18 protein-coding genes, 1 tRNA gene and 1 pseudogene are annotated in these 21,469 nt (G+C 66.9%); 9 read left to right on the top strand and 11 right to left on the bottom strand.

Annotated elements, in window-relative coordinates; translation table 11 throughout:
* Window positions 1-37: 37 nt before the first annotated feature.
* Entirely contained in the window at window positions 38-718 is a 681-nt protein-coding gene (locus KY49_RS09110; protein ID WP_042584253.1) for a PspA/IM30 family protein, read from the bottom strand.
* 448 nt (window positions 719-1,166) lie between these two features.
* On the opposite strand from KY49_RS09110, the gene KY49_RS09105 reads away from it, so the two are divergent.
* Entirely contained in the window at window positions 1,167-3,689 is a 2,523-nt protein-coding gene (locus KY49_RS09105; protein WP_042584638.1) for a penicillin-binding protein 1A, read from the top strand.
* A gap of 487 nt (window positions 3,690-4,176) precedes the next feature.
* On the opposite strand, the gene KY49_RS09100 is transcribed toward KY49_RS09105, so the two are convergent.
* The 3 genes from KY49_RS09100 to mfd all read right to left on the bottom strand — a co-directional run bounded on the left by KY49_RS09100 (window position 4,177) and on the right by mfd (window position 10,083).
* Window positions 4,177-5,193, bottom strand: a complete 1,017-nt coding sequence (locus tag KY49_RS09100) for a threonine/serine dehydratase (RefSeq protein ID WP_042584252.1) — start codon at window positions 5,191-5,193, stop codon at window positions 4,177-4,179.
* Window positions 5,194-5,253: 60 nt separating this feature from the next.
* Window positions 5,254-6,483, bottom strand: coding sequence for an acetylornithine deacetylase (gene argE / locus KY49_RS09095; protein ID WP_042584251.1), 1,230 nt, complete (start codon window positions 6,481-6,483; stop codon window positions 5,254-5,256).
* 123 nt (window positions 6,484-6,606) lie between these two features.
* The gene (gene mfd, locus KY49_RS09090) at window positions 6,607-10,083 is read right to left on the bottom strand and encodes a transcription-repair coupling factor (RefSeq protein ID WP_042584250.1); all 3,477 of its coding nucleotides are present in this window, start codon (window positions 10,081-10,083) and stop codon (window positions 6,607-6,609) included.
* A gap of 107 nt (window positions 10,084-10,190) precedes the next feature.
* On the opposite strand from mfd, the gene ispD reads away from it, so the two are divergent.
* A complete protein-coding gene (gene ispD / locus KY49_RS09085) occupies window positions 10,191-10,901 on the top strand; it encodes a 2-C-methyl-D-erythritol 4-phosphate cytidylyltransferase (RefSeq protein ID WP_010092124.1) in 711 nt (236 codons plus the stop codon).
* 28 nt (window positions 10,902-10,929) lie between these two features.
* Window positions 10,930-11,415: a 2-C-methyl-D-erythritol 2,4-cyclodiphosphate synthase gene (ispF, locus tag KY49_RS09080; RefSeq protein WP_042584249.1), complete on the top strand. Its 486-nt coding sequence runs from the start codon at window positions 10,930-10,932 to the stop codon at window positions 11,413-11,415.
* A gap of 145 nt (window positions 11,416-11,560) precedes the next feature.
* On the opposite strand, the gene KY49_RS09075 is transcribed toward ispF, so the two are convergent.
* From KY49_RS09075 to ompR, 4 genes are all read right to left on the bottom strand, one after another.
* Entirely contained in the window at window positions 11,561-12,088 is a 528-nt protein-coding gene (locus KY49_RS09075) for a carboxymuconolactone decarboxylase family protein (protein WP_042584248.1), read from the bottom strand.
* A 76-nt stretch (window positions 12,089-12,164) separates the two neighbouring features.
* On the bottom strand, window positions 12,165-12,713 hold the full coding sequence (locus tag KY49_RS09070; protein ID WP_042584247.1) for a peroxiredoxin: 549 nt from the start codon (window positions 12,711-12,713) through the stop codon (window positions 12,165-12,167).
* 194 nt (window positions 12,714-12,907) lie between these two features.
* Window positions 12,908-14,266 (bottom strand): ATP-binding protein, encoded by a 1,359-nt coding sequence (locus KY49_RS09065; RefSeq protein ID WP_010092129.1) that lies wholly within the window; start codon window positions 14,264-14,266, stop codon window positions 12,908-12,910.
* A gap of 40 nt (window positions 14,267-14,306) precedes the next feature.
* On the bottom strand, window positions 14,307-15,041 hold the full coding sequence (gene ompR, locus KY49_RS09060; RefSeq protein WP_029226513.1) for an osmolarity response regulator transcription factor OmpR: 735 nt from the start codon (window positions 15,039-15,041) through the stop codon (window positions 14,307-14,309).
* A 258-nt stretch (window positions 15,042-15,299) separates the two neighbouring features.
* On the opposite strand from ompR, the gene KY49_RS09055 reads away from it, so the two are divergent.
* From KY49_RS09055 to KY49_RS09045, 3 genes are all read left to right on the top strand, one after another.
* Window positions 15,300-15,578, top strand: a complete 279-nt coding sequence (locus KY49_RS09055; RefSeq protein ID WP_042584246.1) for a hypothetical protein — start codon at window positions 15,300-15,302, stop codon at window positions 15,576-15,578.
* Window positions 15,579-15,712: 134 nt separating this feature from the next.
* On the top strand, window positions 15,713-17,215 hold the full coding sequence (locus KY49_RS09050; RefSeq protein WP_042584245.1) for a DUF1800 domain-containing protein: 1,503 nt from the start codon (window positions 15,713-15,715) through the stop codon (window positions 17,213-17,215).
* A 52-nt stretch (window positions 17,216-17,267) separates the two neighbouring features.
* A complete protein-coding gene (locus KY49_RS09045; RefSeq protein ID WP_042584244.1) occupies window positions 17,268-18,482 on the top strand; it encodes a DUF1501 domain-containing protein in 1,215 nt (404 codons plus the stop codon).
* A 7-nt stretch (window positions 18,483-18,489) separates the two neighbouring features.
* Here the strand turns inward: KY49_RS09045 and hpnD are convergent, their stop codons facing one another.
* Window positions 18,490-19,323 carry a presqualene diphosphate synthase HpnD gene (gene hpnD, locus KY49_RS09040; RefSeq protein ID WP_042584637.1) on the bottom strand — a complete coding sequence of 278 codons (834 nt, stop codon included), beginning with the start codon at window positions 19,321-19,323 and terminating at the stop codon, window positions 18,490-18,492.
* Window positions 19,324-19,549: 226 nt separating this feature from the next.
* Here hpnD and KY49_RS09035 point away from each other — a divergent pair.
* A tRNA-Leu gene (locus KY49_RS09035) sits at window positions 19,550-19,636 on the top strand.
* Between the two features lie 50 nt (window positions 19,637-19,686).
* Window positions 19,687-20,202, top strand: coding sequence for a hypothetical protein (locus tag KY49_RS39220; protein ID WP_442854611.1), 516 nt, complete (start codon window positions 19,687-19,689; stop codon window positions 20,200-20,202).
* Between the two features lie 190 nt (window positions 20,203-20,392).
* On the opposite strand, the gene KY49_RS37010 is transcribed toward KY49_RS39220, so the two are convergent.
* Entirely contained in the window at window positions 20,393-20,686 is a 294-nt protein-coding gene (locus tag KY49_RS37010; protein WP_071750406.1) for a hypothetical protein, read from the bottom strand.
* Between the two features lie 246 nt (window positions 20,687-20,932).
* Window positions 20,933-21,250, bottom strand: a complete 318-nt coding sequence (locus tag KY49_RS38080; protein WP_197083556.1) for a hypothetical protein — start codon at window positions 21,248-21,250, stop codon at window positions 20,933-20,935.
* A gap of 62 nt (window positions 21,251-21,312) precedes the next feature.
* On the opposite strand from KY49_RS38080, the pseudogene KY49_RS39115 reads away from it, so the two are divergent.
* Window positions 21,313-21,426: pseudogene (locus KY49_RS39115) on the top strand (DNA adenine methylase); the annotation flags it as partial.
* Window positions 21,427-21,469: the final 43 nt, after the last annotated feature.

The raw sequence follows: 21,469 nt of genomic DNA, 5'->3' as shown, positions 1-21,469 counted from the left end.
TGCGCGCCGCGCCGGCACCCCGGGCGGCGCGCGCCGGTTACTGCGCGGGCGTATCGAGCTGCTTCTTCAGTGCAGCGAGTCGATCCTCGACCGACGGGCCCTTGTTCAGCGCGGCGAGCTTGTCGTCGAGCGCCTTGCCGCTCGACGTGTCGGCCGAATTGAGGCGGGCGTCCGAACGTGCGTTCTGCAGCGCGACCTTGTCCTCGAGCTTCTGGAAATCTTCCGACAGGTTCTTGCCGCCGATGCCGCCGAGCGCGGTGGCCGCGACGTCCTTCGCCTGCGCGATTTCCTGCTTCGCCTGCAGGATGTTCGAGCGGGCGTTCAGGTCGTTGCGGCGCTGGCGCATCTCGGCGATCTGCCCCTTCAGCTTGTCGACCGACGGCTCGAGCGTCGCGAGTTCGGCGGCGAGCGCGTCGCGCTCCGCCTCGGCGTTCGCCTGCGCGCCGAGCGCTTCGCGCGCGAGCGACTCGTCGCCCGACTGCAGCGCGCGCTTGGCGCCGTCCTCGTACTTCTTCACCTTGTCGTCGGCCGCATCGCGCTTGCTGCGCTGGGTCGCGACCTGCGCCTCGATCTCGATCAGCGAGTTCTCGGCGCGGCCGATGCTGTCGTCGAGCTCTCGCACGATCTGCCGTGCGTCGCGCGACGGGTCCTGCACCGAGTCGGCCGCGTCGTTCAGCAAGCCCTTGAGCGTGCGCGAAATAGAGTCGAAAAGCGACATGAAATCCTCCGTGTGTGAAATGCGCCGCGTCGTGGCGGCGTGGCCCTCGGCGGTGCCGGTTCCGGCCCGCGATTGCCGGCGGATATTACACCACCGGATCACTTAAATACGGCTTAAACGCGCAAGTTCAAGCGATGCGAATTGCGGGCCGGAAAACCGCGCGCCGAGTCTTTCATGATTGAAAGCTCGGGCGCGCGGGTTTCGTGTTCATGATAGGCCGGGCAGGCGGGCAAAATGGCGCGCGCAGCGCCGCGGCGCGGGAATTTTTACAAAAAATCGCGAAGCCACTCGATTGATTTCATTAAAATGCGCTGTCACGTCGCGGGAACGGATCGCCGCGCGACGCGGTCTGTCGACGTGACGAATGTGTCACGATGCACTCTCTCTCGATTCATCCGCTTGCATTCCGCATGCGTCCGAGGGCGCGATGCGCGCCCGCCATTCCGACATGCCAATTATCAAACGACCGCCTTCTTCTTCCGCCAGGAAAGAACCTCATTACACGCTGCGCCGTTCGCCTGCTGGAGCCTATTACACCGATGACGACGACCGCGATGCGCACCGCGAGCCGCAGCATGACGGCGGCGGGGGCCGCCGCCGCTCGTTTCGCTCGCGCGTCGCGCTGTGGTTCGTCGGCCTGTTCGCCACGCTGGCCGTCGTCGGCGCGCTGATCGTCGGCTATGCGCTCGTCGTGATGGCGCCGCAGCTGCCGTCGCTCGATGCGCTGACGAACTACCAGCCGAAGGTGCCGCTGCGCGTCTACTCCGCCGATCACGTGCTGATCGGCGAATTCGGCGAGGAGCGCCGCAGCCTCGTGCGCTTCCAGGAGATTCCCGACGTGATGAAGAAGGCGGTGCTCGCGATCGAGGACTACCGCTTCTACGAACACGGCGGCGTCGATTTCCTCGGCATCCTGCGTGCCGGCGTCGCCGACCTGATGCACGGCGGCGCGCGCCAGGGCGCGAGCACGATCACGATGCAGGTCGCGCGCAACTTCTTCCTGTCGAGCGAGAAGACCTACACGCGCAAGATCTACGAAATGCTGCTCGCGTACAAGATCGAGAAGGCCCTGACGAAGGACCAGATCCTCGAGCTGTACATGAACCAGATCTATCTCGGCCAGCGCGCGTACGGTTTCGCCGCGGCCGCCCGGGTTTACTTCGGCAAGGACCTGAAGGACATCACGCTGGCGGAAGCCGCGATGCTGGCCGGCCTGCCGAAGGCGCCGTCCGCGTACAACCCGGTCGTCAATCCGAAGCGCGCGAAGGTGCGCCAGGAATACATCCTGAAGCGGATGCGCGAGGTCGGCTACATCACGCAGCCGCAGTATGACCAGGCGATCAAGGAAGAGATCCACGTGCGCACCCCGGGCAACCAGTACGCGGTGCATGCCGAGTACGTCGCCGAGATGGTGCGGCAGATGATGTACGCGCAGTACAAGGACGAGACGTATACGCGCGGCCTGACGGTCACGACGACGATCAATGCGGCGGACCAGGAAGCGGCGTACCAGGCGGTGCGGCGCGGCATTCTCGATTACGAGCGCCGCCACGGCTACCGCGGGCCGGAAGGCTTCATCACGCTGCCGGCGGCCGGCGACGACCGCGACGAGGCGATCGACGACGCGCTCGCCGACCATCCGGACAACGGCGACCTGCAGTCGGCGGTGGTGCTGGCCGCCGCGCCGAACGCGGTCGAGGTGCAGTTCGTCGGCGGCGCGACGACGACGATCGGCGCGGGCGGGCTGCGCTTCGTCGCGGCGGCGCTCGGGCCGCGCGCGAACAGCGCGCTGAAGATCAAGCCCGGCTCGATCGTGCGCGTGCTGAAGGACGCGAAGACGGGCTGGCAGATCGTGCAATTGCCGCAGGTCGAGGGCGCGCTCGTCGCGATCGCGCCGCAGGACGGCGCGATCCGCTCGCTCGTCGGCGGCTTCGACTACAACAAGAGCAAGTTCAACCACGTGACGCAGGCGTGGCGGCAGCCGGGCTCGTCGTTCAAGCCGTTCGTCTATTCGGCGTCGCTCGACAAGGGGCTCGGGCCGGCGACGATCATCAACGACGCGCCGCTGTATTTCCCGCCGAGCGTGCCGGGCGGCACCGCGTGGGAGCCGAAGGACGACGACCAGCCGGACGGCCCGATGTCGATGCGCACCGGCCTGCAGCGTTCGAAGAACCTCGTGTCGATCCGCATTCTCGCGTCGATCGGCACGCAGTACGCGCAGGAGTACGTGACGCAGCGCTTCGGCTTCGATCCGGCGAAGACGCCGCCGTACCTGCCGATGGCGCTCGGCGCGGGGCTCGTCACGCCGCTGCAGCTCGCGACCGGCTACGCGGTGTTCGCGAACGGCGGCTACAAGGTCGACCCGTACCTGATCGCCGAAGTCGACGACGCGCGCGGCCAGCCGCTGCAGAAGGCGCAGCCGGTGATCGCCGGCGGCACCGCGCCGCGCACGATCGAAGGCCGCAACGCGTACGTGATGAACAGCCTGCTGCACACGGTCGCGACGGCCGGCACGGGCGCCGGCTCCAACGTGCTGGGTCGCGGCGACCTGCAGGGCAAGACGGGTACGACCAACGACGCGAAGGACGGCTGGTTCGCCGGCTATCAGCAGTCGCTCGTCGCGGTCGCATGGATGGGCTTCGACCAGCCGAAGAGCCTCGGCAGCCGCGAATTCGGCGCGCAGCTCGCGCTGCCGATCTGGGTGAGCTACATGCGCACCGCGCTGCAGGGCGTGCCCGAGCAGCCGATGCCGATGCCCGACGGGCTGACGACGATCGACGGCGAGCTGTACTACGCGGATCGCACGCCGGGCGCCGGCTTCGTCGCGAGCGTCGACATCAACCCGGCGGCCAATGCGATGAGCGCGAACGACGCGCTCGGCTCGGCCGGCGCGGCGGGCCTGGCGCCGCCGCCCGTGACCGCGCAGGAGAAGCAGCAGATCATGGACATGTTCGAGAGCAACAAGCCCTGATCGACGACGGCGGGCGCGGCAGCGCCCGGCGACGACACGACGAACGGCGGCCGCGCGATGCGACCGCCGTTTTTTATTGCGATGAAGGAGGGACGTGCCGCTGCCGCCGGCCCGCGTGACGGGCGCGCCGCACGAACCCTTGCGCATCAACGACTTGGCGCGCCGATCCCGCCCTTATCAACATGCCTGTCAACAGAAATTGTGGATAACCTGCGGTGACGGCGAACATTGCCCAATCGGCGGCGTACCCGGGGGCAATGTTTGCTTTCTCAATAAAAACAATGCCTTGGGTCGCTTGTCGGTGAGTTCTCCACAGTCCTGTCAACAAAAACTGGGGATAACCCTTAGCTGCGCGACGGGCCGCGCGCGGCCGCTGCCGCAAACCGCATCGCGCGGGGAAAGCCCAGTCCGATCAACGCGTTGGCGCAGTTTCCAGAAACTTTTCAACAGGCTCTTCAACACGAACCGTGGATAACCCGGCGCGGCGTCAGCGCAGCAGCTTTGCGTGCGCGAGGTGCATGCCGAGCGTGACCGGATCGGTGTTGGTGCCCGACAGCAGCACGCCGACCCGCTTGCCGTGCAGCGTCTCGCGCAACGGGCCGAGCAGGGCGGCCGTCGCCGCCGCGCAGGCCGGCTCGACGGCGACCTTCAGGTGCGAGAACAGGTACAGCATCGCCGTGCGCAGCGCGTCGTCGGAGACGGTGACGATGCTGTCGATGTGGCGGCGGCACAGCTGGTAGCTGTATTCCTCGGTGTGCGGCGCCATCAGCGAATCGGCGATCGTGTGCATCGCGGCCATCTTGACCGTGTGATTGGCCGCGAAGCTGCGGCTCATCGCGTCGGCGCCGTCAGGCTCGACGCCATACACGTGCACGCGCGGATTCGCGAGCCGCAGCGCGGTCGACACGCCGGCCGCGAGCCCGCCGCCGCCGATCGGCACGATCACCGCGTCGAGGTCGGGTGTCTGCGTCGCCCATTCGTAGCCGAGCGTCGCGGTGCCGAGAATCGTGTGATAGCCGTTGAACGGATGGATGAAGAAGCGGCCTTCCTCGGCCTCGATCCGGCGCACCAGATCGAACGCCTGCGACGCGCTCGCCGCCAGCACGACCTCCGCGCGGTACTGCTTGCATTGCGCGATGCGCGTCGGGCTCGCGGTATGGAACATCACGACCTTCGCGCTGCTGCCGAGCCGCATCGCCGCATACGCGACCGCCGCCGCATGGTTGCCGGCCGACACGCAGGTGACCCCGGCATTGCGGTGCGCCTCGTCGAGCGCGAGCAGGTGCGTGAACGCGCCGCGCGCCTTGAAGCTGCCGCTGGCCTGTAGCAGTTCGAACTTGAAGTTGACGTGCGTGCCTTCGAGCGAAGGCAGGTCGGCGCGCTCGAACACCGGCGTGCGCGAAACCCACGGCGACAGCGCGAAGTGCTGTGCGGCGATTTCGTCGAGCGTCGGGATCGGCTCGCCGTCGATCGTGTGGGCGGTGCCCTGTTGTGATGTCGACATGGCCTGGCGGATGGGGGAGTGAACCGGCCCGCCCACGCGAGCCGGCGTGGCGGGAAACGGTCAGTGCGCGTCGACCGACATGCTGCGGATGAGCTTGCGCAGGAACTGCTCGCATTCGGCCAGTTGCGCGAGCTCGACGTATTCGTTCGGCTTGTGCGCCTGCTCGATGTAGCCGGGCCCGCACACGACGCTCGGGATGCCCACGCGTTCGAACAGGCCGGCCTCGGTGCCGTACGCGACCTTGCGCTTGTCCTGGTCGGCGGTCAGCGCGCGCACGAGCTGCGTGATCGCCGCCTGCTCGGTCGCGTCGAAACCGGGCGCCGCGGCGATCTTCGAGAATTCGATCGCGGCGTTCGGATGCTCGCGCCGCATCTGCGGCAGCAGCGTTTCCTGCGCATAGGCTTCGATGCGCGCGAAGATCGGCTCCGGATCGAGCGTCGGCAGGTTGCGGAACTCGAAATCGAAACGGCATTCGGCCGGCACCGTGTTGATCGCGTTGCCGCCCTGGATCATGCTCGTCTGCGCGGTCGAGAACGGCACGTCGTAGAGCGCGTCGAACGGGCCTTCGGCGCGGAATCGGTCGGCGACGTCGCGGATGTGGCAGATGAGGCGCGCCGCGTATTCGATCGCGTTCAGCCCCTTCGGCGTCAGCGACGAGTGCGCCGCGTGGCCGCGCACGCAGCAGCGGTACGCGTTGATGCCCTTGTGCGCGATGATCGGGCGCATGCCGGTCGGCTCGCCGACGATGCAGCCGGACGGTTTCACGCCGCGCTTGACCAGGTCCGCGATCATCAGCGGCGCGCCCGCGCAGCCGATTTCCTCGTCGTAGGACAGCGCGAAATGGATCGGCTTCGCGAGCTTCGTCGCCTGCATCTCGGGCAGCAGCGCGAGCGCCGCGCCGATGAAGCCCTTCATGTCGCAGGTGCCGCGGCCGTACAGGCGGCCGTCGCGGAGTTCGGGCCGGAACGGGTCGCTGTCCCACTGCTGGCCGTCGACCGGCACGACGTCGGTGTGCCCGGACAGCACGATGCCGCCGTCGGTCGCGCCGTCATGCGCGGGGACGGTCGCGAACAGGTTGGCCCATCCTTCGCGCGGATCGTGCGTGATCACGGACGCGATGCCCTGCGCGGCGAGCGCGTCGCGCACCGTTTCGATCAGGCCGAGGTTCGGCACGCGGCTCGTCGTGTCCATCGAAACGAGCTGCCTGATCCACGGCAGGCTGGCGAGCGATGCGTCGTCGTGGTCGACATGGTCGGCAGCGGCCGGCGCCGTCGCGTCGAGGGTGGGCATGGCTCAACTCCGTCGGATGAATGCGAAAATCATACTCAAAAACGCTGCGGCCCGCTCTCGCGGGCCGCGATGCGCTGCAGCAACGCGGCGCTTTTCGGGGCGGCGGGCCGCCGAAGCGGCCGCTCAGCGCGACGCGGCGGCCGCGTCCTGCCGGTTCGAATGACCGAGCGCGCGCAGCGTCTCCTTGATCGTCGACACGCGCACCGCGAGATCCGGCGAGCGCGTCTCGATCCGCAGCTTGTCCTGCCCCGCGAGCTTGATGTGGCGATGCTTCTGCACCATCTCGATGATCCGCATCGGATCGATCGGCGGATTCGGCACGAACTGCAGCCCGATCGCCACCTCGCTCGCATCGATCTTCGTGATCCCGAGCGGCTTCGCGGCGAGCCGCAGCCGGTGCGTCTCGACGAGCGCGTGCGCCTGCGGCGGCATCTTGCCGAAGCGGTCGATCAGCTCTTCCTGGATGCCGTCGATCGCGTCGCCGTGCTCGCAGTTCGCGAGACGCTTGTACAGCGACAGCCGCTCCTGCACGTCCGCGCAGTAGTCGGCCGGCAGGATCGCGGGCGCGTGCAGGTTGATCTCGGTCGTCGCGGCGAGCGGGGCGGTGAGGTCGGGCTCCTTGCCGTTCTTCAGCGCCTTCACCGCGTCGTTCAGCATCTCCGTGTACAACTGGAAGCCGATCTCGTGGATCTCGCCCGACTGCTTGTCGCCGAGCACCTCGCCGGTGCCGCGGATCTCGAGGTCGTGCATCGCGAGGTAGAAGCCCGAACCGAGCTCCTCCATCTGCTGGATCGCTTCCAGCCGGCGCAGCGCCTGCTTGGTCAGCGCCTGGGGATCGTGGACGAGCAGGTACGCATACGCCTGGTGGTGCGAGCGGCCGACGCGGCCGCGCAGCTGGTGCAGCTGCGCGAGGCCGAACTTGTCCGAGCGGTGCATGATGATCGTGTTCGCGCTCGGCACGTCGATGCCCGTCTCGATGATCGTCGTGCACAGCAGCACGTTCGCGCGCTGCGCGACGAAATCGCGCATCACGCGCTCGAGCTCGCGCTCGTGCATCTGGCCGTGCGCGATCGCGATGCGCGCCTCGGGCACCAGCTCCTCCAGCATCGCCTTGCGGTTCTCGATCGTCTCGACCTCGTTGTGCAGGAAGTACACCTGGCCGCCGCGCTTCAGCTCGCGCAGCATCGCCTCGCGGATCACGCTTTCCTCCTCGCGGCGCACGAAGGTCTTGATCGCGAGCCGCTTCTGCGGCGCCGTGGCGATCACCGAGAAGTCGCGCAGGCCCTCGAGCGCCATCCCGAGCGTGCGGGGAATCGGCGTCGCGGTCAGCGTCAGCACGTCGACTTCCGCGCGCAGCGCCTTCAGCGCTTCCTTCTGGCGCACGCCGAAGCGGTGCTCCTCGTCGATGATCACGAGGCCGAGGCGCTTGAACTGCACGTCCGACGACAGCAGCTTGTGCGTACCGATCACGATGTCGACGCTGCCTTCGTTGATCTGCGCGATCGCCGCGTTGACTTCCTTCGCGGTCTTGAAGCGCGACAGCTCGACGATCCGCACCGGCCAGTCGGCGAAGCGGTCCGCGAAGGTCTGCGTGTGCTGCTCGGCGAGCAGCGTGGTCGGCGACAGCAGCGCGACCTGCTTGCCGCCCAGCACCGCGATGAACGCGGCGCGCAGCGCGACTTCCGTCTTGCCGAAGCCGACGTCGCCGCACACGAGGCGGTCCATCGGCTTGCCGCTCGTCATGTCGCCGATCACGGCCGCGATCGCCGCGGCCTGGTCCGGCGTCTCCTCGAAACCGAAGCTCTCCGCGAATTTCACGTAGTCGCGCGGGTCGAGCGCGAACGCGTGGCCCTCGCGTGCCGCGCGGCGCGCGTACAGGTTCAGCAGCTCGGCCGCGGTGTCGCGGATCTGCTGTGCGGCCTTGCGCTTCGCGCGCTCCCACTGGCCCGAGCCGAGCGCGTGCAGCGGCGCGCTGTCCGGATCGGCGCCGCTGTAGCGCGAGATCACGTGCAATTGCGCGACCGGCACGTAGAGCTTGCTGTCGCCCGCGTATTCGAGATGCAGGAATTCCGTCTCGCCTTCGCCGAGGTCCATCGACACGAGGCCCATGTAGCGGCCGATGCCGTGCTGCGCGTGCACGACCGGGTCGCCCACCTTCAGCTCGGACAGGTCGCGCACCATCGCGTCGACGTTGCTCGCCTGCTCCTGGCGGCGGCGCCCCGCGCGGCGGCCGAGCGCGCCGTACAGCTCGGTCTCGGTGACGATCGCGTAGCCTTCGCCCGGCACCGCGAAGCCGCTCGACAGCGGCGCGACGCCGAGCGCGAAGCGGTCGTCGCTCGCGAGCCAGCCGGCGAAGTGGTCGTTCGACGCCGGCCGCAGATGGTGCTCGGCGAGCAGCTGCAGGATCGTTTCGCGGCGGCCGGCCGATTCGACGGTCAGCAGCACGCGCTTGCCCGACGTGTCGATGAACGTGCGCAGCGCGGCGAGCGGATCGTCGGCATGGCGGTCGACCGTGAGCTCGGGCAGGCCGGTCGCCCAGCCGCCCGCCGGCTGCGCGGGCAGCACGACGCGCGCGAACGGCTTCGCGAACGCGAAGAAATCCTCGTCCGACAGGAACAGGCGCTGCGGCTCGAGGATCGGCCGCTCGCGGTCGTGCGACAGGAACGCGTGGCGCTGCTTCGTGTCGGCGGTGAAGCGGCGGATCGCCGCGTCGAGGTCGCCCGTGAACACGAGGTGCGCGTCCTGCGGCAGGTAGTGGAACAGCGTCGCCGTTTCGTCGAAGAACAGCGGCAGGTAGTACTCGATGCCGGCCGACGGCACGCCGTTGCCGATGTCCTTGTAGATCGGCGCGCGGCTCGGGTCGCCTTCGAAGGTCTCGCGCCAGCGGCTGCGGAACGCGGTGCGCGCGGCCTCGTCGAACGGGAATTCGCGGCCCGGCAGCAGGCGCACGTCGCGCACCGGATAGAGGCTGCGCTGCGTGTCCGGGTCGAACGCGCGGATCGAGTCGACCTGGTCGTCGAACAGGTCGATCCGGTACGGCAGCGGCGAGCCCATCGGGAACAGGTCGATCAGCGAGCCGCGCACGCAGTATTCGCCGGGCCGCACGACCTGGCTCACGTGCTCGTAGCCGGCGAGCGTGAGCTGCGCCTTCAGCTTCGCCTCGTCGAGCCGCTCGCCCTGCGCGAACGCGAACGTATAGGCCGCCATGAACGACGCGGGCGGCATCCGGTACAGCGCGGTCGTCGCCGGCACGAGCAGCACGTCGCAGCGTCCTTCGCCGAGGTCGTGCAGCGTGGCGAGCCGCTCGGACACGAGGTCCTGGTGCGGCGAGAACGTGTCGTACGGCAGCGTTTCCCAGTCCGGCAGCAGGCGCACGCGCGCGTCGGGGGAGAAGTAGCGGATCTCCTGCGCGAGGCGCTGCGCGTCGACCGCGTTCGCGCAGATCACCGCGAGCAGCGGCAGGTCGTGGCGGTTGTCGGCAAGATAGCGGGCGATGGCGAGCGCATCGGCGGAGCCGTGGGCGCCGTCGAAGGCGAAGCGCTGGCCGGGCTTGACGCGTGCGACGGGCGACGCGAACGGGTTGGAAGCGTTGTCTGGCATAGGGACGGCAGGGTAGCGGGCGCGAGGCGCATCGCGGTGCGCCGGTCGAGACGAAAGACCTATTATAAAATCCGCTTCTTGATTTCACCTTTCCGGCGTTTCATTTCGTGACTCCCCGACTCTTTGCCCTGATTCCCTGTGCCGGCACGGGCAGCCGTTCCGGCTCGGCCGTGCCGAAGCAATACCGCACGCTCGCCGGGCGCGCGCTCCTGCATTACACGCTCGCCGCGTTCGACGGGTGCAGCGAGTTCGCGCAGACGCTCGTCGTCCTCGCGCCCGACGACACGCACTTCGACGCGCGCCGCTTTGCCGGCCTGCGCTTCGCGGTGCGCCGCTGCGGCGGCGCGTCCCGGCAGGCGTCGGTGCTGAACGGCCTCTTGGAGCTGACCGAATTCGGCGCAACCGACCACGACTGGGTGCTCGTGCACGACGCCGCGCGCCCCGGCATCACGCCGCAGCTGATCCGCACATTGGTCGCGACGCTGAAGGACGACCCGGTCGGCGGGATCGTCGCGCTGCCGGTCGCGGATACGTTGAAGCGCGTGCCGGCCGGCGGCGACGCGATCGCGCGCACCGAGTCGCGCGACGCGCTGTGGCAGGCGCAGACCCCGCAGATGTTCCGCATCGGCATGCTGCGCGAAGCGATCCTGAAGGCGCAGCGGGAAGGGCACGACCTGACCGACGAGGCGAGCGCGATCGAATGGGCCGGCCATACGCCGCGCGTCGTGCAGGGCAGCCTGCGCAACTTCAAGGTCACGTATCCGGAAGACTTCGCGCTGGCGGAAGCGATCCTCGCGCGCGCCCCGCAATCCACCTGACCCCCACTCAATCACAATCGGAACACGCATGGATTTCAGAATCGGACAAGGCTACGACGTGCACCAGCTCGTCCCGGGGCGCCCCCTCATCATCGGCGGCGTGACGATTCCGTACGAGCGCGGCCTGCTCGGCCACTCGGACGCGGACGTGCTGCTGCACGCGATCACCGACGCGCTGTTCGGCGCGGCGGCGCTCGGCGACATCGGCCGCCACTTCTCCGACACCGACGCGGCCTTCAAGGGCGCGGACAGCCGCGTGCTGCTGCGCGAATGCGCGGCGCGCGTGAAGGCCGCGGGCTTCGCGATCCAGAACGTCGACAGCACCGTGATCGCGCAGGCGCCGAAGCTCGCGCCGCATATCGACGGGATGCGCGCGAACATCGCCGAGGATCTCGGCCTGCCGCTCGAGCGCGTGAACGTGAAGGCGAAGACCAACGAGAAGCTCGGCTATCTCGGCCGCGGCGAGGGCATCGAGGCGCAGGCCGCCGCGCTGCTGGTGAAGCAGGGCGGCTGACGGGCCGCGGCGGGGCTGGCTCGCGCGGCAGCGCGGCGACGCAGCCCGCGCTGCAATCGCTTGCGGAAATGAAAAACGCCACTCGAGGCCGGCCCGCGTGGCGTTTTTGCGTGTTGCGCGCGCCGTGCGGCTCGCGCGGCGCTGATTATTCGCCTTCGGCGGCGATCACCTGCGCGGCGGCGTTGATCACCGACGCGATGCGGCCGACGTCGCGCAGTTGCGTGACGGTCATGCCTTGTTCGTTCTTCAGCAGCGCATAGTGCGACTTCACGCAGAAGTGGCACTTGCCGACGATCGACGCGGCGAGCGCATACATCTCGAACTTGCGCTTGTCGACGCCGCCGTGCGACGCATACGCGCCCATCCGCAGCTCGGCGCGCTGGGTCTTCAGGTCGGCGTCGTCGGCCATCTCGACATACGGATACCAGGCGTTGTTCATCCCCATCAGCGCGGCCGCAGTCAGCGCCGCGTTGGTTTCCTCGGGCGACAGCACGCCGGCTTCGCGAATCGTCTTCACGATCGCCGTGCTCTTGGCCGCGAACGCCGCCGCCAGCGCGACGCCGACCGCGTCGGTGCCTTCGAGCGACGAGCGCGAGATCGTGCCGTCGAGGTTCAGGCGAATGTCCTTCGCGTAGTCGGGGATACGTGCCTTAATCGAGTCGATGAATTCCATTGATATCTCCTATGGGTTGGCCGTTAAAAAAGCCCGCAGGCAGCAAGTGCGCCACGGGCTTCGTGCATCGATGCGCTTACAGCGTTGCGCCACCGACAGAGCGGTTGCACGGGCACAGTTCGTCCGTTTGCAGGCCGTCCAGAATGCGCAGGATTTCGTCCGTGTTACGGCCGACGTTCAGGTTGTTGATCGAAACGTGCTGGATCGTGTTGTCCGGATCGACGATGAACGTCGCGCGCAGCGCCACGCCGGCTTCCTTGTCGCGCACGCCGAGCTGGTCGATCAGCTCGCCCTTGACGTCGCCGAACGAGTAGTGGTTCAGCTTGTTCAGGTCCTTGTGCTCACGGCGCCATGCGAGCTTGACGAATTCGTTGTCCGAGCTGCCGCCCAGCAGGATGGCGTCGCGCTCTTCGAACTGCTTCGTCAGCTTCGCGAACTCGACGATTTCCGTCGGGCACACGAACGTGAAATCCTTCGGATAGAAGTAGATGATCTTCCACTTGCCCGGGAACGACGCTTCGGTGATGGTCTCGAACGCCGACTGGCCGTTTTCCTCGTGGTGGTTGAAGCCCGGCTTCGCGGCTACGACGGTGAAAGCTTCGAGTTTATCGCCCACGGTTTTCATGCGGCTACTCCTGTATGAATGAGTTGGGAAGAAGACTTGAGTCAAGCTACCTCGGTGCTGCAACGGTGATGTGACAGCATGGGAAAGACTATAACACTATTGAATGAACGCTTCAATAGGTTTTGACTAACGACCTTCATAGATTTTGTCAACCGGGTCGATAGTGTGCGGCGCAATACGCGTGCCCGTGCGCGTCACGCAGTCGCACGCGCCTTGCCGCCGGGGAATTCGAGCGTGACTTCGAGCCCGGGTTCCGGGCTGCGGTTGCGCAGGCGCAACGCGCCGCGATAGCGGCCGACGAGGCGCTGCACGATGGCCATCCCGAGGCCCGTGCCGTCCGCCTTGGTGCGGGCGGTGTCGACGCGGTAGAACGGCCGCATCACGAGCGGCAGCTGGTCCTCCGGGATGCCGGGGCCTTCGTCGCTGACCGACAGCTCGACCCGCGCGTGCGACACGCGCGTCTCGAGCGTGATCCGCGCGACGCCGTCCTGCCGGCTCTGGCCGTACTTGCGCGCGTTCTCGACGAGGTTGCCGATCACGCGCCGCATGTCGGTCTCGTCGGCCTCGATGACGGCGGTGGGCGCGAGCCGCGTCTGGATCTGCACGCCGTCCTCGCCCGAGATGCGCGCGGCGACTTCCTGCACGATCGTCGACAGGTCGACGGGCTCGGGCCGGCGCTGCGTCGGGCGCGCGTAGTCGATGAACGCGGCGATGATGCGGTCCATCTGCTCGATGTCGTCGACCATCGCGTCCTTGGTCGCCTGGTCGGACGGGCTCATCTCGGTTTCGAGGCGCAGCCGCGCGAGCGGCGTGCGCAGGTCGTGCGAGATGCCCGCGAGCATCAGCGCGCGGTCGGCCTCGAGCTGTTCGAGGTCGCGCACCATCTGGTTGAAGCTGCGGTTGGTGTCGGCTGCGACGCCCATGCCGCGCTCCGGCAGCCGCTCGGGCGCCTGGCCGGAGCCGACCTGGCGCGCGGCGAGCGCGAGCCGCGAGAACGGCCGGTTCACGAGGCTCGTGATGAACGCGGAGCCGAACAGCGACAGCGCGAGCGCGAACAGCCCCCAGCCGGCCCACTGCAGCCCCGTGACGGTGTCGAGCTGCTCGCGGTCGAGTGCGACCCAGTAGTCGTCGTCGTCGATCTTGAAGCTGATCCACACGCCGGGGATGTCGTTGACCGTCTGCGCGATCACGGTATCGTCGCCGAGCCGGCTGCGGATGTCGTGCTCGATCAGGCGGTTCAGTGACTCGTCGGGCTGCAGCCTGAACTTGTCGGTCTTCTCGCGCGGATACACGCGCACGCCTTCGTTGCTTTCGAGATCCTGCAGCAGTGCCCGGCGCAGGTCGGGATCGGAATAGAGCAGCGCGGTGCGCGTGAGCTTGACGATCGCGACGAGCTGGAGCGCGACGCGCTGCGCGCGCGGCTCGCGCTCGATCACGCGAAAGCTCTGGAACCATGCCGCGAGACTGACCGAGATCAGCAGCGCGATCAGCAGGAAGGTGCGCCAGAACAGCCCGCCGAAGGCGAGCTGCACAAGGCGCCGGTCGATACGCATGGGACGGGCCGTGGACAGGCGATGCCGGAAGAAGGGAAGGTCAGGCCGCGCCGTCCGGGATGAACACGTAACCGAGGCCCCAGACGGTCTGGATGAAGCGCGGGCTGCCCGGGTCCGGTTCGATCAGCTTGCGCAGGCGCGAGATCTGCACGTCGAGGCTGCGATCGAACACTTCGTATTCGCGGCCGCGCGCGAGCTCCATCAGCTTCTCGCGCGACAGCGGCTGGCGCGGATGGCGCGCGAACACCTTCAGCACCGAGAATTCGCCGGTCGTCAGCGGAATTTCCTGGCCGGACTTCGTCAGCGTGCGGGTCGCGAGATTCAGCGAGAACTCGCCGAACTCGAACACCTCGGTCGTTTCCGACGGCGCGCCCGGCAGCTCGGCCGGCGCCTGGCGGCGCAGCACCGCGTGGATGCGCGCGACGAGCTCGCGCGGGTTGAACGGCTTCGGCAGGTAGTCGTCGGCGCCCATCTCGAGGCCGACGATGCGGTCGACGTCCTCGCCCTTGGCGGTCAGCATGATGATCGGCGTGCGGTCGTTGCTGCCGCGCAGGCGGCGGCAGATCGACAGGCCGTCCTCGCCGGGCAGCATCAGGTCGAGCACGAGCAGGTCGAAACGCTCCCGCACCCACAGCTTGTTCATCGCGGTCGCGTTTTCCGCGACGTACACATTGAAGCCCTGCTCGCCCAGATAGCGGCGCAGCAGATCGCGCAGGCGCGGGTCGTCGTCGACGACGAGAATCTTGGAGGGGTTTTTCGTTTCCATGTACGGCATCTTATCGCGAATGGGAAATGGCGCGCGGCCGGGGATTTTGGCACGTTACAGTCAGTTACAAAATTTACCCGTGGTGTGGCGCGGAGTAAAGGCACGCTATAGAGATTCCTTTACTCGAAGACGAAATTCGGTGGATACTCGCTGCACTTAATCTTTCATGGTTTGCACGCCCGATTTCCGCAGGGTTTTTCAAGTACCAGAGGTAGCCGGTTGCCGCGTGACGTAGGGAACAAATCGACCAAAGAAGCGAGGACGGTCATGCGATCTGCCCGGATTGCACTGATGCTGACGATCGCGCTCGCCGGTCCGTGTGCGTCGAACTTCGCATATGCGCAACGCCCCGAGCCGGGCGCTTCGTCGCGCAAGCTGCCCCGCGGCAAGGCGGCGCAGCAGGCCGACCGTGCCGATGCCATTGCCCGCTCCGCCGTGCCTCCCGATCTCGAACAGCGCCGCCGCGACGGTCACATGACGCCCGAGGAGCGCCACTTGCTGCGCCAGCACATCGAGGACGCCGTCCGCGAACTGTACAAGCGCTGATTCGCGCTGTTTCCGCCCGCCGCCGGAAGCCCGTCGCCGGAAAAATTCCGTAGCAATTTTGCAGTCAACTTTCGCTCACCGGATGCCGTTTAACCGGCACATGCGCGCATTGCGCGTTTCGGGAGTCCTTCACGATGAGTCGAGCGAACGCCGCTGCGCAGGCGCTGCCGCCTGCGATGCAAACGCCCCTCGAGGCGGATGATGCGCAGTTCTTCCTGAGTCGCACCGGCTTTACGCCGGCGCCCGCCGACGTGGCGCGCCTCGTCGGCCTGACGCGTGCGCAGGCGGTGGCCGACGCGCTCGGCAACGTCCGGCGCGAGCCGGCCGCGACGTGGCCCGACTGGCTCGCCGAACTGCCGCCGACGCGCGCCGAGCGGCAGGCGCAGACGCCGGACCAGCGGCGGGACGAGCAGCGCATGCGCAACCAGCGCTACGACGCATTGCGCGCGGCCTGGGTCAACGAGATGATCGCGACGCCGTCGCCGCTGACCGAGCGCATGACGCTGTTCTGGCATGGGCATTTCACGTCGGGCCAGGACAAGGTGCCGTTTCCGCAAACGATGGCCGCGCAGAATGCGCTGCTGCGCCGCGAGGCGCTCGGCAATTTCGGCACGCTGCTGCATGCGATCGCGAAGGACCCGGCGATGCTGCAGTATCTCGACGGCGCGAGTAACCGCAAGGGGCGCCCGAACGAGAATTTCGCGCGCGAGGTGATGGAGCTGTTCACGCTCGGCGAAGGGCATTACACGCAGCGCGACGTGACCGAAGCCGCGCGCGCGATGACCGGCTGGACGATCGATCCCGACACGCTGCGCTTTGCCGTGCGGACCGAGTGGCACGACGCCGGGGACAAGACTATCCTCGGTGAGACGGGGCCGTTCGATGGCGACGGCTTCCTCGACATCCTGCTGAAGCGTCCGGAGACCGCGCGTTTCATCGCGGGCAAGCTGTGGCGCGAGTTCGTGTCCGATACGCCGGACGCAGGCGAACTGGAGGTGGTCGCCGAGCGCTTTCGCGCGAGCGGCTACGAGATTCGCGCGGCGCTCGCCGCACTGTGGTCGACCGACGCGTTCTGGGATCCGCGCAATCGCGGCGTGCTGGTCAAGTCGCCGGCGGAATTCGTCGTCGGGTCGGTGCGGCTATTCGACGTCGGCTACGGCGATCCGCAGATGCTCGCGAACACCGTGCGCACGCTCGGGCAGAACCTGTTCTATCCGCCGAACGTCAAGGGCTGGCCGGGCGGCGCGATCTGGATCAACAGCTCGACGCTGCTCGCGCGCAAGCAGTTCGTCGAGCAGTTGTTCCGCGCGACCGAGACCGCCGGCATGCGTCCCGCGACGCTCGGTGGAAGCGCCGGCGCGATGGCGGCGAAGGCCGGGGCAAGTCCCGGCGGGGTGGCCGCGATGGCCAGCGGCAACCCGCGTGCGATGCCCGCGCGCGGCGGCCTGCGTTTCGATCTCGAACGCTGGCTCGCGCAATACCGCGCGCGGCCGCAGGCGCCTGCCGGGCTGTCGACCGAACTTCAGCTGCAGCATGCGGTGCTGCCGGTGCCGCCCGTCGCGGCGATCGACACCGGATCGACCGGCAGCGCGTATCTCGAGGCGCTGCTGATGGACCCGGCCTATCAATTGAAATGACGACGAGTCGCCGGCGCGCCACGCATGCGCTGCTCCCGGCAAAGGATTCACGATGAACCGACGCGATTTCCTCACGCTTACCGGCGCTGCCGCGACGGCGGGCGTGTCGCTCTGGCAACCCGGCGCGCTGGCGGCTCCGCTTGCCGCGACGAAGGTGCGCGCGGGCTATGCGAACGTGCTGATCCTCGTCGAGCTGAAGGGCGGCAACGACGGCCTCAATACCGTCGTGCCCTATGCGGACCCGCTGTACTACGCGTTCCGCCGCAGCATCGGCATCAAGCGCGAGCAGGTGCTCCAACTCGACGAGCGCACCGGGCTGCATCCGTCGCTCGCGGCGCTGATGCCGCTATGGCGCGATCGGCAGGTCGCGATCGTGCAGGGCGTCGGCTATCCGCAGCCGAACCTGTCGCATTTCCGCTCGATCGAGATCTGGGATACCGCGTCGCGTTCCGATCAGTATCTGCGCGAAGGCTGGCTCACGCGCACGTTTGCGCAGGCGCCGGTGCCGCCCGGCTTCGCGGCGGACGGCGTGGTGCTCGGCAGCGCCGAGATGGGGCCGCTCGCGAACGGCGCGCGCGCGATCGCGCTCGTCAATCCGGCGCAGTTCATCCGCGCCGCGCGGCTCGCCGAGCCCGTGTCGCTGCGCGAGCAGAACCCGGCGCTCGCGCACATCATCGACGTCGAGAACGACATCGTGAAGGCCGCGGACCGGCTGCGTCCGCGCGGCGGGATGCGGGACTTCAAGACGGCGTTTCCGGGCGGCGCGTTCGGCACCGCGGTGAAGACAGCGATGCAGGTGCTCGCCGCGTGCGACGCGTCGGGGCCGGCCGCGCAGGACGGGGTTGCGGTGCTGCGGCTCACGCTCAACGGCTTCGACACGCACCAAAACCAGCCAGGCCAGCAGGCGGCGCTGCTCAAGCAGTTCGCTGAAGGGATGAGCGCGATGCGCGGCGCGCTGGTCGAGCTCGGGCGCTGGAACGAGACGCTCGTGATGACGTATGCGGAGTTCGGGCGGCGCGTGCGCGAGAACCAGAGCAACGGCACCGACCACGGCACGGCTGCGGCGCATTTCGTGATGGGCGGGCGTGTGGCCGGCGGGCTGTACGGTGCGCCGCCCGCGCTCGGGCGGCTCGACGGCAACGGCAACCTGCCGGTCGAGGTCGACTTCCGCCGGCTCTATGCGACGGTGCTCGGGCCATGGTGGGGGCTTGATGCGACGCGCGTGCTGCAGCAGCGATTCGAGCCGCTGCCGCTGTTGAGGGCGTAGCGGAACGTCAACGGCGGCGCGCGGCGCGCCACGCGATCCAAAGCTTGCGGATCGGCGTCAGCGCGATGCGCTGGTGCAGGACCTGGTAGCCGTCGCGCTCGATCTCGACGAGCAGCGCGCGGGCAAGCGCGAGTTGCGCGCGCAGCGTGCGCTGCGCGCGGCGCTCGGCGGCGGGAATTGCCGCGTCGGCGGCCGCGAGCGCGTCGCGCGCCCGAGCGGTCTGGAACGTCAGCAGTTCGGTGAACGCCGGGCTGTAGCGCCGGTTCAGCAGGTCCGCGGCCGTCACGTTGTAGCGTTGCAGCTCGTCGATCGGCAGGTAGATGCGGCCGTGCCGCGCGTCGTTGCCGAGCTCCTGCACGAATTGCGCGAGCATCAGTGCGTGGCCGACTTCATCGGCCCACGGCTGCGGCTCGGCCGGACGCGCGGCGCTCGCCCGCGCGACGAGCGACGCGAAGCCGCCGCCCACCTGTGCGATGTAGCGCCGCAGGTTCGCGAAATCGAGGTAGCGCGCCTGTTCGAGATCCATTCCGTAGCCGCTGACCAGTGCGCGCAGCGCGTCGGTTTCGGCCGCGATCGACGGATGGTGCTGCGCGAGCGCCTTCGTCACCGGATGCGACGGCTCCCCGGCGGCCAGCGCCGCCAGTTCCTTGTGCCACCATGCGAGCTTGGTGTGGCCGACGGTCGGGTCGCTGGTTTCCTTGACGGTCTCCTCGAGTTCGCGGCGCAGCGCGAAGAGGGCCGTGAGGCGCGGCTGGACGGCGAACGGCGCCTGCCGCAACGCGTAGTAGACACTGGAGCCGGCGGGCGCGGCTTTCTGCTGACAGTAGTCGTCGAAATTCACGTGCGGAATCGGGTCGGGGGCGGTATCGGGGGATGTGCGGTTGCGCACCGCCGGAAGCATCAAGCGCGGCATTCTAGCACCGGCGCGTGAACCTCGCCGGTCGATGCAGACAATGCCGCGCGGATCGGGTAGAATCTCGCGCTCGCCTGATCGGGCGCGCCGGTTTTGCATGTCGGCGCGACGGCCCGGGGCCGGTGCGCAATGCGCTGGCAGGTGATAGAGACACGCGTGAGTGGCGAAATTGGTAGACGCACCAGGTTTAGGTCCTGACGCCCGCAAGGGTGTGCCGGTTCGAGTCCGGCCTCACGCACCATCAAGCATCTTCGCGCGGCACCGCAAGGCACCATAACGCATTTTTTTTCAATGACTTGCGTTGATTTTTCTGGTTGCCGACCCCTCCAAATCACCATACGAAAACACACTAAATTCCGCCTCGCTGCGCAGAAATTACGCAGGGGGGTTAAGCATGGTGTCGTTCAGAATGACCGCAACTGGCGGTTGGCGCGCACAAGCGTAAAGGGCGTCCCAGACTCGGCCGTCCGCGATACGAAAGCCGAGGCGTGGGCGCTCAAGCGCGAAACTGAGTTGCGGTCGATTGCTACCGGACAGGGTAGCAAGACTCATACGGTCGGCGACGTGCTCGCGAATATCGCGAAGAGCGTCCTGGGCATGCGTGGACGGACGGATATCGCGGCCGAGAAGACGGTGAAGCAGGAGGCCAACCGCGAGTTTCTGGTCGAGTCGGTGAAGCACACGTACGCTGGCCGCAGTTGGGAGACGTCGGTCGAGTTGAACGCCGGAAACAAGGGTAAGGCGAAATCTGGGCACGGCAAGAAGCCGGGGAAGAAAATCAACCTCGTAGTTCCAGCGCCGGGGTAGTGTTCAGTGGGTGTTGCGCGAGTTTTCCCGCTTCATAGTTCTCTAGGTAGTCACCTCACGCAGCGTTGACGACGCGTTCAGTGTTTTGCCGTTTTGCTTCCGGCTCTTACTCGATAGTTCGCCGCGAATTCGAAAATCAGGCTTTGGCGGATTCTTGGGCAAGAGCCGGCTCGGTAATGCATTTGACTTGCTAGTTGCCAATCGCGATGAATGCAAAGCTTCTGTTTTGGAATTTGTTTGAATTGTTCCCGGTATTGATTTGGCAGTAGCTATTGTTGACGAAAGGGACGACTACTCCGTCCAGATTGCTTTGTCCGGTATCGCCGTAGTTATTTTGAGTTGCGACTACTCCGGGTGTTGCCGAAAATCCGGGGTTGAAGGAGATTGCATACTTGCCTGCTTCGGTGTTCTCGACGCTGAAGTCGCCGCTTCCATTGCGGATGGTCCCGTCGCTGTTAATGCTTCCCCAAATGATTCGAGCCATTTTTTCCTCCGATATGAATGAGATGGAAATTTGCGCGTGTGATGGCTTGATCCAAGGCGATCGATAAGTGCTGGATGAAAAAACATCTGATCGAGATCGCATTGGAATTTTGATGGTAGGTCTTGATCTTCTGGATGTAAACCGCCAATTAAGATGTGTATCGCTGGTTTGGTGCTTTTTTGTTTTACGACCGGGATTTCTGTTTGGGATGATTGATTAATAAACTGGAATTTTCTCGAATTCTGTTTAATGTTCCGGATGCCGTATCGAGGTAACTCGGGCGGCTTTTCTTTTTTCAACAGGGGTGGGGTGCAAGATCACGAAAAGACGATTCTGGAGGTGATCATCATGGGCGGATTGATTGGTGTCGCGAAGGTGTTGGTCGGCAGCGAGTAACTGACGTTTCGGCTCGTTGCCGACCGGGCATTGTTGGGTTCGGCGGCGTAGATGGTTGCCGGTATCGCGCCGCTCGGCCTCGGTAGCGCGCTCGGCATCATCGGATCGCAGTATCTGGAGGTGCAGTTGCGTCGGAACGCGAAGCATCTGTTTGGGGAGAAGTGACATTGCCCGAATCGATATCGCAGCGGCTGGCGGCAAGAACCGCGTCGCGTTCCTCGACGTGATCTCACATCGAGACCGTTCCGATTCAGTACACGGTCGGAGGTGGGAGGGGCGTCGAGCGGAACGCACTGATCATCTTCGGCTGGGATGACGCGGCGGAGCCGGTCGGACTCTTCTAGGAGCCAAGGATCGGTGTTGATATCAGCGCCGGAAACCGCGGGA

Origin of the sequence: Burkholderia sp. MSHR3999 (assembly GCF_000833595.1) — a bacterium.
Lineage (GTDB): Bacteria > Pseudomonadota > Gammaproteobacteria > Burkholderiales > Burkholderiaceae > Burkholderia > Burkholderia ubonensis.
Note: the sequence above shows the minus strand (reverse complement) of the source record. Positions and strands in the feature narration are given on the sequence as shown.